We start from the raw sequence: 14,776 nt of genomic DNA, 5'->3' as shown, positions 1-14,776 counted from the left end.
ATCAGCCGGCCTTGGCCGAGCCAGCCTTTCCTTCAATCGCCTCCCAGATCAGCGCCGGCGTGTCGCTGCCGTTGAAATTGTCGATCGCGACAATACCGGTGGGGGAGGTGACGTTGATCTCGGTGAGATGCCCGGCGATCACGTCGATCCCGACGAACAGAAGGCCGCGCGCGGCAAGGTCCGGGCCGAGCGCCTCGCAAATCTCGGTCTCGCGCGCCGTCAGTTCGGTCGCATCGGCCTTGCCGCCCGCCGCAAGGTTCGATCGAATCTCACCTTTCTTCGGCAAGCGATTGATAGCGCCTGCAACTTTCCCATCTACCAGCACGATGCGCTTGTCGCCCTTCGTCACGTCGGGCAGGAAGGCCTGCACCATGAACGGCTCGCGCCAGACCTGTCCGAACAATTCGGTGAGCGCCGCGAGATTGGCATCATTGCGGCCGACATGGAACACGGCCGACCCGGCATTGCCGTAGAGCGGCTTCACGACCACCTCGCCATGCTCCTCGTGGAAGGCGCGGGCGTCCTCCAGGCGGCGGGTGATCATCGTCGGCGGCATGAAGCGCGCATAATCGAGCACGAACAGCTTTTCGGGCGCGTTGCGGACCGAGGCGGGATCGTTGACCACCAAAGTCTTGTGCTGGATCCGTTCGAGCAGATGGGTCGCGGTGATATAAGCGAGGTCGAAGGGCGGATCCTGTCGCATCAGCACGACATCGATATCGTCGGCGAGGTCGATCACCTGCCAGTCGCCCAGTTCGAAATGATCGCCGACCACGCGGGCCAGTTTCTTGATCCGGCGCGCAGGCGCGGTCAGCCGTCCGTCGCGATAGCACAGGTCGCCCGCCGCATAATGCCAGAGGCTGTGTCCACGCGCGATGCCGGAAAGCATCACGGCGAAGGTCGAATCGCCCATGATGTTGATCGTCTCGAGCGGATCCATCTGGACCGCGACATTCAGGCTCATGGGAAGGCTCCGGCTACGATTTCGGAGCTTAACTAGGGTCGCCGCAGCGAATTGTCACCCGTGCCAGACGTTGGGCAGGTGGATGGGCAGCGACCAGGGGCGCACCAGCATCACATCGATGCGGATCGCATCGCGCGGGCCGGCATAACGCGGCGCCACGGCCTCGGCGGCGGCGATCACGCGGCGCAGGCGATATTCGTCGATCGAACGGAGCAGATTGCGTTCGGTGCCGCGCGTCTTGACCTCGACGAAGGCGACGGTGCCCCCGCGGCGCGCGACGAGATCGATTTCGCCGCGACGCGTCTTCACGCGCCGGCCGACGATCCGCCAGCCGCGCAGCATCAGCCACAAGGAGGCGAGCGTCTCGCCCCAGCGGCCCCGCTTTTCGGCATGGTGACGGTCGCTCATCCCCGGTCCTTCATCGTCATGGCCAAGGCATAGAGGTCGCGGCGGGCAAGACCTGTGATTTTCGACACTTCTGCGGCCGCTTTTGTGGGCGGCAGGTGCAAAAGCGCGTCGCGCAGCAACGCTTCCGCATCGGCCTCGGTCGTGGGTGCGGCTTCGCCGGGCGGGCCGACGATGACGACGATCTCGCCCTTGGGCGGATGATCGGCATAGCGCGCCGCAAGCTCGGTCAGCGTTCCCGTCACGCATTCCTCATAAGCCTTGCTGATTTCCCGGGCGACACCGGCCTCGCGATCGCCCAGCCCCTTGGCCAAAGCGGCGAGGGTAGCAGCCAGTCTTGGCCCGGATTCGTAAAGAATCAGTGTGGCGCGAATGGCGGAAATCTCGGCAATCGCATCGGCCTTGGCCTTTTCCTTGGCGGGCAGGAAGCCAAGGAAGAAGAATCGATCGGTGGGCAACCCCGCCAGCGTCAGCGCGGCGATTGCGGCGCAGGGGCCGGGAATGGTTGTGATCACATGGCCCGCCGCCCGCGCGTCGCGAACGAGCTTGTAGCCCGGATCAGAGATGAGCGGCGTTCCCGCGTCGGATACCAGAGCGATCGCTTCGCCCGCCATTCGTGCGATCAGCGCCGGACGAACCTTGTCGGCATTGTGATCGTGATAGGGGGCCATCGGCCGCTTCGTGCCGATGCGCTGCAACAGCTTGGCCGTCACACGGCTGTCTTCGACCGCGATCAGATCGGCACGCGCCAATATGTCCGCGGCGCGAGGGGAAAGGTCGCCCAAGTTGCCGATCGGCGTGGCGACGATATACAGGCCCGGGGGGAGGGACGCATTCGGCTGCCCATCGGCGGCCGGGTCGGGCTCGGAAGGATCGATCATAGAATGACTGTAATGGCAGAAGCTCCCCGTCGCGATCAACGGTCGCGCCGCTCGTTTGTCGCGGGAGCGACATTGTTGACGATGTTGTTGGCCAGCTGCTCCGGAGTCGTTCCGCGCGGTGGCCGCCCGGCGCCGGCCGCGCCCAAGCCCGAAAGCCAGTCCGAAATCGCCCCGCAGGATCAGCCGCGTCATCGCGTCGCCGTGCTGGTGCCGCTCAGCGGCCCGAACGCCGCGGTCGGCCAGTCGATCGCCAATGCTGCGAGCATGGCGCTGATCGACACGAGCAATAAATCGATCCGGCTGACGACCTACGACACCGCAACCGGAGCGGCGGCCGCCGCCAAGCGCGCGCTGGCCGATGGCAATCGGCTGTTCCTGGGGCCACTGCTGTCCGACGACGTCGCGGCCGTCGCGACCGAGGCGCGCGCGGAATCGGTGCCCGTGGTCGCTTATTCGAACGATGCCGCCGTGGCCGGTAACGGCGTCTATCTGATGGGCTTTTCGCCCAGCCAGTCGGTCGATCGCGTCGTGCGCTATGCCAAGGGGCGCGGCATCACCAAGTTTGCTGCGCTCGTCCCCGCGGGTGTCTATGGCCGCAATGCATCCACCGCGATGATCCGCGCGGTTGAGGGCGCGGGCGGATCGCTGGTGGCGATGAAGTCGTTCGATCGTACACCGAAGTCGCTCAGCATGGCGGTGGCGCAGCTCGGCAAGGGGCAGCCCTATGACGCGGTGCTCGTCGCCGACAATGCCCGCATCGCCACGCAGGCCGTGCCGCTGATCCGCAAGGCAACCAGCCCGCAGGCGCGGGTGATGGGGACCGAGCTGTGGCAGGCCGAATCGGCGCTGCTGACCTCACCGGTGCTCGCGGGATCCTGGTTCGCCAGCGTTTCGGACAAGCGCTATCGTCAGCTTGCCGCCGGCTACAAGCGCCAGTTCGGCCGCGCGCCGTTCCGTCTGGCGAGCCTCGGCTACGATTCGATGCTGCTGGTGATCAAGGCGGCGGGCAGCTGGAAGGTGGGCGATCGTTTCCCGGCGAACATGTTGCGCGATCCCGACGGCTTCGTCGGTGTTGACGGCGCCTTCCGCTTCGGCCCGACCGGCATCGCCGAACGCGCGCTCGAGGTTCAGGAATTGAGCCCCGCGGGCGCCAAGACGGTGTCCGAAGCCCCGGCGAGCTTCAAGCAATAGGCCTTACGGCTTGTCGGCATAGACATCCTCGACCGAGCGGGAGCGGGTAATCCACTCCCGGCTCGGTTGCGGAAAATCCTTCTCGCCGGCGAAGCGGACGCGGATAGCGGCCTCCATGCCGGCAGCGCGCAGGGGCAGGCCGAAGTTTTGCGCCACCGCGCGGCGGGTCGCATCGCGGGCGAGCGACATCGGGATCGGCGCGCGCGCCTGACGCAGCAGTTCGGCCTGGCCCGCGCGGCGATTGGCGGCGTCGAGCGTCTGCGCGGCGTCGGTCAGCCGCAGCAGCAGCCCACCGCTGTCATATTCCTTGATCCGCGTCATGTCGATCTGCGGGCCGACCGTTTCGACATCGGGCAGGGTGACGAACAATTCCTTGCTTTCGGCCGCCCAGCGCACGTCGGCGTCCTTCAGGCGTGCCATGTCGACCTCGTAGCGGACGAGGCCCGGCATGATCAGTGTCTTCTGCGCGGACAGGCCGAAGCGGCTCTGCTTCGACGTCACCACCGCGACATAGCTGGCGGTGAAGGCGGACAGCCGGTTCTGCTCGCGCAGTCCCTGCAGGCTGGCGGACACGATCGTCTCGGGCTTCGGATCGACGATCGCGTCGTAGCGCCGCCCCATCGACCACCCGACGATCGCCACCGTGATCACGACCGCCAGACCGATTGCCAGCCCGACCCACAATCCCACACTTCGCCGCACGCGCATCTCCTTCCCCTGCGAGATGGGGGAGGGGGTGGGCGTTTTGAAGATCAGTCGGCGGTGACGATTTCGGCAAGGATGGCGTCGAGCAGCAGCATGCCCGCTTCGGTCACGCGCAGAGCGGTGCCGTCTCGCGCCACAAGCCCATGCCCGGCCAGCTTTGCGACCGCGGCTTCGTCGACAAGCTGCTCGATCGGCTGCCCGGTGCGCGCGGCGATGGCGGCAAGGTCAATCCCGGTATTGAGGCGCAGGCCCATCAGCAAAGCTTCGCGCGCGCGTTCGGCGGGGCTGAGGACATCTTCAGTCTGGATGCCGTGTCCCTGCGCATCGACCCGCGCGATCCAGTTCTCGGGCTTCTTGTGCCGTGCGGTCGCAATACCGACGCGACGACCATGCGCGCCGGGGCCGACACCCGCATAGTCGCCGTAACGCCAGTAGGCCAGGTTGTGCCGGCTCTCGGCGCCTGGCCGGGCGTGGTTCGAAACCTCATAAGCGGGAAGCCCCGCCTCGCGCATCTGCACGCGGGTCTGTTCGAACAGGTCGGCGGCGCTGTCGCTGTCGAGCGTCGGCAGATCGCCCTTGGCGAAGCGCGCGGCGAATTGCGTGCCCGGCTCGATCGTCAATTGATAGAGCGAGAGATGTTCGGTGCCGTAGCCGAGCGCCCGGGACAGTTCGGCCTCCCACGCGGCGGCGCTCTGGCCGGGGCGGGCATAGATCAGGTCGAAGCTGACCCGCCCGAAATGGCGTTGCGCGGTTTCGAGGCCCCGCAGCCCTTCTGCGGTGTCGTGCGCGCGGCCGAGGAATTTGAGCATCTCGTCATCAAGCGCCTGCAGGCCCAGCGAGACACGGTTGACGCCCGCCGCCGCAATGTCGCCGAAGCGCGCGGCCTCGATCGAATTGGGGTTGGCCTCCAGCGTGATTTCGATGTCGTCGGCGAAGGTCCAATGCCGGCCGGCGGCCTCGATCAGCGCGGATACCGTTGCGGGTGGCATCAATGACGGCGTGCCGCCGCCGAAGAAGATCGAGCTCAGCCGCCGATTAGGCAGCAGCGCCGCCTCATGCGCCAGATCGGCGAGCAGGGCCGTGCGCCACGCCTCCTGATCCACGGTCTCGCGGACATGGCTGTTGAAGTCGCAATAGGGGCACTTTGCGACGCAGAAAGGCCAGTGGATGTAGAGGGCGAGATTTGCCTGATCCGTTCGTGTCGAGCGTAGTCGAGACACGTCGTCGCGCGAAAACGCCCCTCGACTTCGCTCGGGACGAACGGAAGAGTTCAAAACACCGCCGCGACGAGCTTCTTGAAGGCGTCCGCGCGATGGCTCATCGCGTGCTTCGCCTCGGGCTCGATTTCGCCGAAGGTCTGATCCATGCCGATCGCCTGGAACATAGCGTCATAGCCGAAGCCATTGGCCCCCCGCGGCGGCCAGACGAGCGTGCCGTCGACGCGCCCTTCGAAGCTTTCGACATGACCGTCGGGCCACGCGATCGAGAGCGCGCAGATGAAATGCGCGTCATGCCCGGCCTGCGGCCCCTGTTCGACGACGCGCGCATTCACGCGGCGCATCGCCTCGGCAAAGTCGCGGGTGCCGTCTTCGAGTTCGGCCCAGCGTGCCGAAAAGATGCCGGGCTCGCCGCCCAGCGCCTCGACGCACAGGCCGCTATCGTCGGCGAGCGCGGGCAGGCCCGTCAGGTCCGCCGAAAAGCGGGCCTTGAGTTCGGCATTCGCAATGAAGCTGGTGCCCGTTTCTTCCGGTTCGGGCACGTCCATCGCCGCCGCCGAAACCGTTTCGATCCCATAGGGCGCGAGCAGTTCGGCGATCTCCTTGAGTTTGCCCTTGTTGTGGCTCGCGATCACGAGCCGTCCGGGGGCAAGCTTGCGATGGGGCAGCTCGATGCTCACCGACCGGTGGCCTTGCGCTGCTCGGCGAAGATCTGGGTGCAGCCGATCCGGGCGAGGCGGAGCAGGCGGAGCAGTGCCTCCTCGTCATAGGTCGCACCCTCGGCGGTCGCCTGCGCCTCGGCGATGTTGCCATTGTCGAGCAGGACGAAGTTCGCATCAGCATGCGCGTTCGAATCCTCGATATAATCGAGGTCGAGCACCGGCGTGCCTTCGTAGATGCCGCACGAGACCGCAGCGACCTGCGCCGTGATCGGATCCTCGGCGATCAGCCCCTGCGCCATCAGCTTGTCCACCGCGAGGCGCAGCGCGACCCAGCCGCCCGAGATCGACGCGGTGCGGGTGCCGCCGTCGGCCTGAATGACGTCGCAGTCGATCGTGATCTGGCGCTCGCCAAGCTTGGTCATATCGACCACGGCGCGCAAGGATCGGCCGATAAGGCGCTGAATTTCCTGCGTACGGCCCGACTGCTTGCCCTTCGCCGCCTCACGGCTGCCGCGCGTGTGGGTCGCCCGGGGGAGCATGCCATATTCGGCCGTCACCCAACCCTGGCCCTTGCCACGCAGGAAGGGCGGAACGCGCTCCTCGACGCTGGCGGTGACGAGCACCTTGGTGTCGCCGAACGAGATCAGCACCGAACCTTCGGCGTGAACGGTGAAACCGGTTTCGATCGCGATTGCGCGCATCTGATCGGGGGTGCGGCCGGATGGGCGCATGGGGATATCCTTCTTGTGATGTGGCCGGCTCTTTAGGCTTGGGGAAGGGCGGGGGCAACTGCTCTGGATCGTCATCCCGGCGGAGGCCGGGATCTCAGGAGATAGAGGAGACGAGCGTGAGGCAGGAACCTCCTGAGATCCCGGCCTCCGCCGGGATGACGAGATGGTTGAGCGGGCGACCAGCTTTCCCTATCTCTCGCTGCGTGAGCGGACCGCCTGTTACCGAATTGTCGACCCGAGCGCGCGAGGTGTTTCGCGTGGTCGTCGAAAGCTATCTGGGCTCCGGCGCGCCCGTCGGATCGCGCACCATCTCCAAGCTGGCCGGGCTGAACTTGTCGCCCGCCTCGATCCGTAACGTGATGCAGGATCTGGAGGAACTGGGGCTGCTCGAGGCGCCGCATACCTCGGCAGGCCGTATGCCCACCCAGACCGGCCTGCGCCTGTTCGTCGACGGCATGATGCAGACGGCGGAGCCTTCGCCCGAGGAACGCGCCGCGATCGAAGCGCGCGCGGCGCGCGGCGGGCCGATCGAGGAGGCGCTGGCCGCAACCAGTGCGGTGCTGTCGGGCCTGTCGGCTTGTGCGGGGATCGTCCTCGTTCCCCCCAACGAGCCGGTGCTGCGGCAGTTCAGTTTCGTCCCGCTGTCGCGCGAACAGGCGGTGGCCGTGATGGTGGGCAATGACGGAAGCGTCGAAAATCGCGTCGTCGATCTGCCGCCGGACATCCCGGCCAGTGCACTGGTCGAAGCGGGCAATTTCATCAGCGAACGCCTGGCCGGCATGACATTGAGCGAGGCTCGCGCCCGCATGGAGGCCGAAATCGGCCGCGAACGGGCGGCGCTCGATAAGGCTGCGGCGGCGCTGGTCGAACGCGGGCTGGCCGTCTGGTCGCGCGATGGCGCGTCACGGCCCGTGCTGATCGTGCGCGGGCAGGCCAATCTGATCGATCCGGGCGACGCCGCCGATCTGGAGCGTGTCCGCCAGTTGCTCGACGAGATCGAGGGCAAGGAGGAGATCGCTCGGCTGCTCGAAAGCGCGCGAAGCGGGCAGGGGATGAAGATATTTATCGGCGCGGAGAACAAGCTGTTCTCGCTGTCGGGATCGTCGGTGATCGCCGCGCCCTATCGCGGGGTCGATGGACGCGTGGTCGGCGTGGTGGGGGTGATCGGGCCGACGCGGCTCAATTATGCGCGGATCGTGCCGATGGTCGATTTCACCGCGCAGGCGCTGACGCGGATGATGACCTGACGCGGAAGTTTCCTATGGGAAACATTTTCAGGCCGCGTCGCGCTGCCGTGCCTTGGTGACGATCGAGAGCACTTCGAGTTCGCTCAGCGGATCATCGAACTGAATACCGAAGCGATTGCCTTCGACCCAGCGGACCGTCGCTGGAACTTCGAGATGCTGGCGTTCGATCACCAGCTTGCAACCCACTGGCAAGGGCGGGTGCGCGTTCAGCATCGCGCCGCCGCGCGAAACGTCCAGCAGGACGCCGCCCAGCTCGCCATGTACCGAGTAGATGTTGACGGCGAGCATGATGCGATGGCGCCCGTAGCGCCGTGCCTCACTCTCATCGCTGTCGTTGTCGAACGTCATTCCCTCACCCGGCGATACCGACTCTGATGGTTCCGAAACGATGCCCGGATATCCCTAACAATCGGCTAATGGGCCGGCTCATTTTGTCGCATTTCCGCGATCCGTTCGCAGCGCGAGCATTTTCGGCAAATAGCTATTCGATGGGGTTCGCACATCTAGGCTCGGATTTTTCCGGCTGGAGGATCCGCGATGCTGCCACAGACACCGTTCAACCGCGTGCCGCGCGAGGCGATGAACGCCCGCCATCAGGGAAGCTGGGATCGATCGCAGGAACTGCACGGCGACACTAGCTTCGTCGAGGTGATGACGAACGCGCCGCAGGTTTACGACTGGTATAACCACGCCTTCTACCGCGATCTGTTCGCGTCCGGCCGGCTCGATCCCAAGCTGGTCGAGCTGGTCCGCCTCCATCTTGCCGGGCGGCATGGCTGCGCGTCGTGCAACCGATCGGACTGGGCGGCGGCGATTGCGGCCGGCTACACCGAGGAACAGCTGAACGCGCTGTCCGACTATGAAAATGGCCCGTTCGAGGAGCGCGAGCGCGCGATCCTGGCGTTGGCGGACGTGATGGCGCTCGACAATGCAGCAGCGGTCGTCACCCCCGAGCTTTACGATCGGTTCAAGCGATCGTTCAGCGATGCCGAGCTGGTCGAGTTCGGGGTGATCATGGCGGTGCTGACCGGCATGGCGAAGTTCATCCTCGCCTTCGATCTGCTCGAACGGCTGCGGACCTGCCCGTTTCGGCCGCCGCAATCGCGCGAAGCCTGAAGAAGTGGGGCGGTCGTACGGACCGCCCCTTTTTCCTCAGCTGGCAACCCTGGCGTCCACAGGCGCCTTGCCGCGCTTGACCATCATCTTGTTGAGCGCGTTCACATAAGCGCGCGCCGATGCGACCATCGTGTCGTGATGCGCGCCGCGCCCGCGGGTCGTGCGGCCATTCTCCGACAGGAGGACCGACACCTCGGCCTGCGCATCGGTGCCGCCCGTCACGGCGTGAACCTCATACCGCTCCATGATCGAGCTGTCGTGCGGCACTATCATGCGGATCGCGTTGAACAGCGCGTCGACCGGGCCGTTGCCACGCGACGTGACCGTCTTGTCCTCGCCATCGACCTCCAGCGTCAGGATCGCGCGCTGCGGGCCGTTCGATCCGCAATAGATCTCGACTTCCTTGACCTGGATCGCGGCGTGGCCGCTGTTCACCTCGTCATCGACCAGCGCGACGATATCCTCGTCGTAAACCGCCTTCTTGGCGTCGGCGAGTTCCTTGAAGCGCGCGAACGCGTCCTGGAAGGCGTTGTCGCCCAGTTCGTAGCCCAGTTCCTGCAGCTTCTGGCGGAAGGCGGCGCGGCCCGAATGCTTGCCCATGACCAGGCTCGACTGGGTCAGGCCGACGCTTTCGGGGGTCATGATCTCGTAGGTCGACGAGTCCTTGATCATCCCGTCCTGATGGATGCCGCTTTCATGCGCGAAGGCATTGGCGCCGACGATCGCCTTGTTCGGCTGCACCTGGAAGCCGGTGATGCCCGAAATCAGGCGGCTGGCGCGGGTGATCTCGGTCGACACGATGTTGGTGCGCACCGGCATCACGTCGTGGCGGACCTTCAGCGCCATCGCGATCTCTTCGACCGCAGCATTGCCGGCGCGTTCGCCGATGCCGTTGATCGTCGATTCGACCTGCCGTGCGCCGCCCATCACCGCCGCCAGCGTGTTGGCGACCGCGAGGCCCAGATCGTTATGGCAGTGGGTGGAGAAGACCGCGAGATCGGCATTCGGCACCCGGCCAATCATGTCGCGAAACATCGCGCCATAGGTTTCGGGCGTCGCATAACCCACCGTATCGGGCAGGTTGATCGTCCGCGCGCCGGCCGCGATCGCGGTTTCGATCGCACGCGCCAGAAAGTCGGGGTCCGAACGGGTCGCATCCTCGGCCGACCATTCGACGTCGGGGCACAGGTTGCGCGCGAGGCGGACGGTGCGATCGATCGCCTCCAGCACCTCGTCGGGCGACTTGTTCAGCTTCACCCGCATGTGGAGCGGCGAGGTGGCGATGAAGGTGTGGATGCGCGGGCGCTGCGCATGCTGCACGGCTTCCCACGCGCGCTCGATATCGGCGGTCGCCGCACGTGCCAGCGACGCGACGGTCGCACGCTTGCACTGGCGCGCCACCTCGCTCACCGCCTCGAAATCGCCGGGGGAGGCGATGGCGAAGCCCGCCTCGATGATGTCGACGCCCAGCGTTTCGAGCTGGGCCGCCACCTGCAGCTTTTCTTCCAGATTCATCGAACAGCCGGGAGACTGCTCGCCATCGCGCAGGGTGGTATCGAAAATCAGAATAGTGTCGGTCACGGAACCTGCTCCTGTTGCAGGATTGTCTTGTCGGGCTGCGGTCCAGAACCCCTTAGACGCCGTGGCTTGGAAAGGCCGGCCCCGGCCCCAAGCGAAATCGCGCGCCTAAGGGCGCGTAAGTCGAAGCAGGAGAAGGGCGCGATAATGCGTCATCGGGGTGCCCGATACATCGAAAGCTGCGCGCAAGTCCAGTGCGGAGAATGGATTATTGCGATTATGCCGGGGCATAGCTTTCGATCCGCAGCTTCGCGCCCTTCGATCGCTTCGCATGGTACATCAGCCGATCGGCCGCCGCGATGATGTCGGTCGCCTGGCAGCCGGCCGCGGCTGGAACCGCGACGGCGCCCGCACTGACCGAGATCGGCCATCCGCATGTCGTCGCCTCGCTCTTGATCGCGCCGCACGCCGCCTCGATCAGCGGGCGTGCATCTTCCCCGGCGGTGCGGGGCAGAATCATCACAAACTCGTCGCCACCAAGCCGGGCAAGCCGATCCCCGCGACGCCGCGACATGATCAGCGTCTCGGCGATCGAGACGAGGCAGCGATCACCCTCATCATGGCCGAGTTGGTCGTTCACCCCCTTGAAGCCATCCATGTCCAGGAAGGCGAGAACGAAGGCCTCGCCACTGATCGCCGGATCGAGCATCTGATCCAGCAGTTCGATCAGCCCGCGGCGATTGAGCAGGCCGGTGAGGCTGTCGCGCCGTGCCGCCTGTTCGGCCGTCTTGCGCGCGCTGATATCCTCGACCACCGCGACGAAGAATTCGGGTGCCCCCGTCTGATCGCGGACGAGCGAGACGGTGAGGTTGACCCACACCACCTCGCCATCGCTGCGGATATAGCGCTTCTCCAGCGTGTAATTGTCGGTGACGCCTTCGATCAGTTCGGCGACATGATGTTCGTCGATCTCGAGGTCGTCGGGGTGGGTGATCTGCTGGAAACCGCCAGCGAGCAGTTGATCGTTGGTATAGCCCGCAATCCGGCAGAAGCGTTCGTTGACGCGCAGGAAGCCTCCGTCGGGTCCGACGAGCGCCATGCCGACCGCCGCCTGTTCGAAGGTCGCGACGAAGCGGCGATGCGCGCTTTCATGCCCTTCGCTCTCCTCCAGATGCGCATTGCCCAGAAAGGCGAGGGCGAGGGGCCCGGCCAGCAGGCGGATCGCGATCTGATGATCCTCGGTAAATGCATCGGGCCGCATCGCGCCGATCTTGAGCACGCCAACATGGCCTGAACGGAACGGAATGGGGACCACAGCGATGGATCGTATCCCAAGCCGCACGATGACCGGTGCGAAGCCGCCGCTCTGTTCGATATCCGCCGCATAAACGTAGCGGCCATTGCTGAGCGCGAGTTCGGCCGAATGGGTGACGCCGTCGAGCCTGCGGCCGGCGAGGCTTTCGAAACTGCCGCGTGCGGCCTTGCAGATCAGCCCTGCGGGTTCGCTGACCGCGACGAGCGCACCGTCCGCGCTGGGCAGCATGAGCAATGCGCCGTCCAGCACGGCGCCGATGGCTTGCTCGACATTGCCGTCGGCGGCGGCGATGACCGATTGCAGCGCAAGCAATGCCTGCGACAGCCGCAATTCCGTCACCGCCAGTTCGCCATGAGCATCTTCGTTACGCAAACGATCGTTCTCCGATGGAGGCCGCCACGCTAATGTTAACGAAGATGAACGGAAATGCCCAATCATCCGCCAAATGCAAATGATTGCAAAGCGGTCAGGCGGGCTTTTCGAACGCCACGCTGATCGTCAGCGGCACGGCATCGGGCACCAGCGGCACGCCGTAGCTGACGCCGAAATCGCTGCGCTTGATCGTGGTCGTGGCTTCGAAGCCGACCTGCTCGGTGGTCGCCTTTGTCATCGGGTTGAACATCTTGCCCGCGCCGACGAACTTCGTGTCGAGAACGACCGGCTTGGTCACGCCCTTGATCGTCAGGTTGCCCGCAATCACGGCCTTCGTGCCGTTCACCTTGACCGAGGTGGATTCGAAATGCGCGGTCGGGAACTTGGTCGCGTCAAAGAAGTCCGCAGCCTTCAGATGCTTGTCGAGATCGGCGCTGGTAGTTTTGATGCCCTCCAGCGGGATATCGATCGAAACCTTGGCGGCGGCGGGCTTCTTGGGATCGAGCGTCAGCGTGCCGGTGATGTCGCCGATCAGCCCGCGATACTGGCTGAAACCAAGGTGGAGAACGTCGAAGCCGACCTGCGTGTGATAGGGATCGGCCTTGTAGGTGCCGCCGGTGATGCGCGCCGGATCGGGCGCGCCGGGCGCCTCCTTGGGCATATCCTGCGCGATTACGGGCAGGGCAGCGGCGCTGGCCAACAATGCGGCCAGAAGCAGAGGCGCCTTCTTCATCGTCTCTCTCCACAAATGCGAAAGGGCGGCACGCGCAAGCGCACCGCCCTTCAACTGATCACGGACCGAAACGATCCGATCAAGCGATTAGTTCTTGGTCTTGTCGACCAGCTTGTTCTTGCCGATCCACGGCATCATCGCGCGCAGTTCCGAACCAACCTTTTCGATCGGGTGAGCAGCGGCGGCCTTGCGGCTCGCCTTCAGCTCGGGCTGGCCGGCGCGGTTGTCGAGGACGAAGTTCTTCACGAAACGGCCCGACTGGATATCGGCCAGGACGCGCTTCATTTCGGCCTTGGTGTCGGGCGTGATGATGCGCGGGCCGGTGACGATGTCGCCATATTCGGCGGTGTTCGAGATCGAATAGCGCATGTTGGCGATGCCGCCTTCATAGAGCAGGTCGACGATCAGCTTGGTTTCGTGGAGGCATTCGAAATAGGCCATTTCGGGGGCATAGCCCGCCTCGACCAGCGTCTCGAAACCCGCCTGGATCAGGTGGGTGATGCCGCCGCACAGAACGGCCTGCTCGCCGAACAGATCGGTTTCGCACTCTTCCTGGAAGGTCGTCTCGATCACGCCCGAACGGCCGCCGCCGACCGCCGAAGCATAAGAGAGGGCGACGTCATGCGCGTTGCCGCTGGCGTCCTGGTGGATTGCGATCAGGCAGGGCACGCCGCCGCCGCGCTGATATTCCGAACGGACGGTGTGGCCGGGGCCCTTCGGCGCGATCATGAACACGTCGATGTCCTTGGCCGGCTCGATCAGGCCGAAATGGACGTTCAGGCCGTGCGCGAAGGCGACGGCCGCGCCCGACTTCAGGTTCGGGGCGATCTCGTCATTGTAGATCTGCGCCTGATGTTCGTCGGGGGCGAGGATCATGATGATGTCGGCCCAGGCCGCCGCTTCGGCGACCGAGAGAACCTTGAAGCCGGCATCTTCGGCCTTCTTCGCGGTGCCCGAACCGCCGCGCAGCGCGATCGCGACTTCGGCAACGCCCGAGTCACGCAGGTTCTGCGCATGGGCATGGCCCTGGCTGCCGTAACCGACGATGGCGACCTTCTTGGTCTTGATGAGGCCGATGTCGGCATCACGATCGTAATAGACGCGCATTTCAATTCCCTTTCCGAAATCTTGGGGGCGGCCGTTAGCGGCCGTTCGCCTCTCCTGAAAGCTTTTAAAGTGCCTCTTTGCCGCGAATGATCGCGGCGACGCCGGTGCGCGCGACCTCGACGAGGCCAACCTCGCGCATCAGCTCGAGAAATTTGTCGATCTTCTCGGGGTTTCCGGTCACCTCGAAGATGAAGCTCGAAATCGTCGAGTCCACGACGCGGGCGCGATAAACCTCCGCCAGGCGAAGAGCCTCGATCCGGTGATCGCCGGTGCCGACGACCTTCACCAGCGCCAGTTCGCGTTCGACATGCGGGCCGAGGACGCTGAGATCGGTGACCTTGTGGACCGGGATCATCCGGTCGAGCTGCGCCACCACCTGTTCGATCACATGCTGCGTGCCCGACGTCACGATGGTGATGCGGCTGATCTTCTCGTCCTCGGTGACGTCAGCCACCGTCAGGCTCTCGATATTGTAGCCGCGCGCCGAAAAAAGCCCCGCGATGCGGGCGAGGATGCCGGCTTCATTGTCCACGGTCACGCTGAGCGTATGCCGCTCGGTGGCCTCCTGTTTGATGTGCATTGGGATCGGTCCCTGATCGAATTATGTCGTTA

Annotated in this window: 16 protein-coding genes; 3 read left to right on the top strand and 13 right to left on the bottom strand. The window is 65.1% G+C overall.

Translation table 11 applies throughout. From position 1 onward, the window contains the following. Position 1: 1 nt before the first annotated feature. The 3 genes from gshB to rsmI are packed head-to-tail and all read right to left on the bottom strand — an operon-like array spanning position 2 to position 2,250. A complete protein-coding gene (gene gshB, locus EOD43_RS10630; RefSeq protein WP_127743602.1) occupies positions 2-964 on the bottom strand; it encodes a glutathione synthase in 963 nt (320 codons plus the stop codon). A gap of 54 nt (positions 965-1,018) precedes the next feature. Continuing rightward, positions 1,019-1,372 carry a YraN family protein gene (locus tag EOD43_RS10625; RefSeq protein ID WP_127743600.1) on the bottom strand — a complete coding sequence of 118 codons (354 nt, stop codon included), beginning with the start codon at positions 1,370-1,372 and terminating at the stop codon, positions 1,019-1,021. After that, positions 1,369-2,250 carry a 16S rRNA (cytidine(1402)-2'-O)-methyltransferase gene (rsmI, locus tag EOD43_RS10620; RefSeq protein WP_127743598.1) on the bottom strand — a complete coding sequence of 294 codons (882 nt, stop codon included), beginning with the start codon at positions 2,248-2,250 and terminating at the stop codon, positions 1,369-1,371. The genes EOD43_RS10625 and rsmI overlap by 4 nt, the downstream gene beginning before the upstream one ends. Before the next feature lie 12 nt (positions 2,251-2,262). Here rsmI and EOD43_RS10615 point away from each other — a divergent pair, with 12 nt between their 5' ends. Beyond that, the gene (locus EOD43_RS10615; protein WP_127743596.1) at positions 2,263-3,441 is read left to right on the top strand and encodes a penicillin-binding protein activator; all 1,179 of its coding nucleotides are present in this window, start codon (positions 2,263-2,265) and stop codon (positions 3,439-3,441) included. A gap of 3 nt (positions 3,442-3,444) precedes the next feature. Here EOD43_RS10615 and EOD43_RS10610 read toward each other — a convergent pair whose 3' ends face one another. Genes EOD43_RS10610 through rph form a run of 4 tightly spaced genes read right to left on the bottom strand, consistent with a single transcriptional unit; the run spans position 3,445 to position 6,756 of the window. Further along, complete coding sequence (locus tag EOD43_RS10610; protein WP_240653147.1) at positions 3,445-4,143, bottom strand: DUF4230 domain-containing protein; 699 nt, start codon at positions 4,141-4,143, stop codon at positions 3,445-3,447. Positions 4,144-4,193: 50 nt separating this feature from the next. Then, positions 4,194-5,366 carry a radical SAM family heme chaperone HemW gene (hemW, locus tag EOD43_RS10605; protein ID WP_127743592.1) on the bottom strand — a complete coding sequence of 391 codons (1,173 nt, stop codon included), beginning with the start codon at positions 5,364-5,366 and terminating at the stop codon, positions 4,194-4,196. Positions 5,367-5,416: 50 nt separating this feature from the next. Beyond that, complete coding sequence (gene rdgB, locus EOD43_RS10600) at positions 5,417-6,037, bottom strand: RdgB/HAM1 family non-canonical purine NTP pyrophosphatase (RefSeq protein ID WP_420822453.1); 621 nt, start codon at positions 6,035-6,037, stop codon at positions 5,417-5,419. A gap of 2 nt (positions 6,038-6,039) precedes the next feature. After that, entirely contained in the window at positions 6,040-6,756 is a 717-nt protein-coding gene (rph, locus tag EOD43_RS10595; protein ID WP_127743588.1) for a ribonuclease PH, read from the bottom strand. A 203-nt stretch (positions 6,757-6,959) separates the two neighbouring features. On the opposite strand from rph, the gene hrcA reads away from it, so the two are divergent. Beyond that, entirely contained in the window at positions 6,960-8,003 is a 1,044-nt protein-coding gene (gene hrcA, locus EOD43_RS10590; protein WP_127743586.1) for a heat-inducible transcriptional repressor HrcA, read from the top strand. A 27-nt stretch (positions 8,004-8,030) separates the two neighbouring features. Here hrcA and EOD43_RS10585 read toward each other — a convergent pair whose 3' ends face one another. Continuing rightward, positions 8,031-8,351 carry a PilZ domain-containing protein gene (locus tag EOD43_RS10585; protein WP_127743584.1) on the bottom strand — a complete coding sequence of 107 codons (321 nt, stop codon included), beginning with the start codon at positions 8,349-8,351 and terminating at the stop codon, positions 8,031-8,033. A 189-nt stretch (positions 8,352-8,540) separates the two neighbouring features. On the opposite strand from EOD43_RS10585, the gene EOD43_RS10580 reads away from it, so the two are divergent. Continuing rightward, on the top strand, positions 8,541-9,119 hold the full coding sequence (locus EOD43_RS10580; protein WP_127743582.1) for a carboxymuconolactone decarboxylase family protein: 579 nt from the start codon (positions 8,541-8,543) through the stop codon (positions 9,117-9,119). Between the two features lie 36 nt (positions 9,120-9,155). On the opposite strand, the gene EOD43_RS10575 is transcribed toward EOD43_RS10580, so the two are convergent. The 5 genes from EOD43_RS10575 to ilvN form a co-directional block, all read right to left on the bottom strand. Next, positions 9,156-10,700, bottom strand: a complete 1,545-nt coding sequence (locus EOD43_RS10575; protein ID WP_127743580.1) for a 2-isopropylmalate synthase — start codon at positions 10,698-10,700, stop codon at positions 9,156-9,158. A 214-nt stretch (positions 10,701-10,914) separates the two neighbouring features. Further along, a complete protein-coding gene (locus tag EOD43_RS10570) occupies positions 10,915-12,324 on the bottom strand; it encodes a sensor domain-containing diguanylate cyclase (RefSeq protein ID WP_164857188.1) in 1,410 nt (469 codons plus the stop codon). Between the two features lie 94 nt (positions 12,325-12,418). Next, complete coding sequence (locus tag EOD43_RS10565; protein ID WP_127743576.1) at positions 12,419-13,057, bottom strand: YceI family protein; 639 nt, start codon at positions 13,055-13,057, stop codon at positions 12,419-12,421. Positions 13,058-13,144: 87 nt separating this feature from the next. Further along, entirely contained in the window at positions 13,145-14,164 is a 1,020-nt protein-coding gene (ilvC, locus tag EOD43_RS10560; RefSeq protein ID WP_127743574.1) for a ketol-acid reductoisomerase, read from the bottom strand. A gap of 64 nt (positions 14,165-14,228) precedes the next feature. Further along, a complete protein-coding gene (gene ilvN / locus EOD43_RS10555) occupies positions 14,229-14,744 on the bottom strand; it encodes an acetolactate synthase small subunit (RefSeq protein WP_127743572.1) in 516 nt (171 codons plus the stop codon). Positions 14,745-14,776 lie beyond the last annotated feature (32 nt).

The sequence above is a fragment of the Sphingomonas crocodyli genome, assembly GCF_004005865.1.
GTDB classification, from domain to species: Bacteria; Pseudomonadota; Alphaproteobacteria; order Sphingomonadales; family Sphingomonadaceae; genus Rhizorhabdus; species Rhizorhabdus crocodyli.
The sequence above is the reverse complement of the archived record's forward strand: the minus strand, read 5'-3'. Positions and strand labels throughout refer to the sequence as shown.

What these genes read in the sequence shown, in the direction of transcription:
- EOD43_RS10580 (WP_127743582.1), top strand. Translation starts at nt 8,541, where the DNA reads ATGCTGCCACAGACACCGTTCAACCGCGTGCCGCGCGAGGCGATGAAC.
- ilvN (WP_127743572.1), bottom strand. Translation starts at nt 14,744, where the DNA reads ATGCACATCAAACAGGAGGCCACCGAGCGGCATACGCTCAGCGTGACC.
- EOD43_RS10625 (WP_127743600.1), bottom strand. Translation starts at nt 1,372, where the DNA reads ATGAGCGACCGTCACCATGCCGAAAAGCGGGGCCGCTGGGGCGAGACG.
- EOD43_RS10615 (WP_127743596.1), top strand. Translation starts at nt 2,263, where the DNA reads ATGGCAGAAGCTCCCCGTCGCGATCAACGGTCGCGCCGCTCGTTTGTC.
- rsmI (WP_127743598.1), bottom strand. Translation starts at nt 2,250, where the DNA reads ATGATCGATCCTTCCGAGCCCGACCCGGCCGCCGATGGGCAGCCGAAT.
- rph (WP_127743588.1), bottom strand. Translation starts at nt 6,756, where the DNA reads ATGCGCCCATCCGGCCGCACCCCCGATCAGATGCGCGCAATCGCGATC.
- EOD43_RS10565 (WP_127743576.1), bottom strand. Translation starts at nt 13,057, where the DNA reads ATGAAGAAGGCGCCTCTGCTTCTGGCCGCATTGTTGGCCAGCGCCGCT.
- ilvC (WP_127743574.1), bottom strand. Translation starts at nt 14,164, where the DNA reads ATGCGCGTCTATTACGATCGTGATGCCGACATCGGCCTCATCAAGACC.
- EOD43_RS10585 (WP_127743584.1), bottom strand. Translation starts at nt 8,351, where the DNA reads ATGACGTTCGACAACGACAGCGATGAGAGTGAGGCACGGCGCTACGGG.
- gshB (WP_127743602.1), bottom strand. Translation starts at nt 964, where the DNA reads ATGAGCCTGAATGTCGCGGTCCAGATGGATCCGCTCGAGACGATCAAC.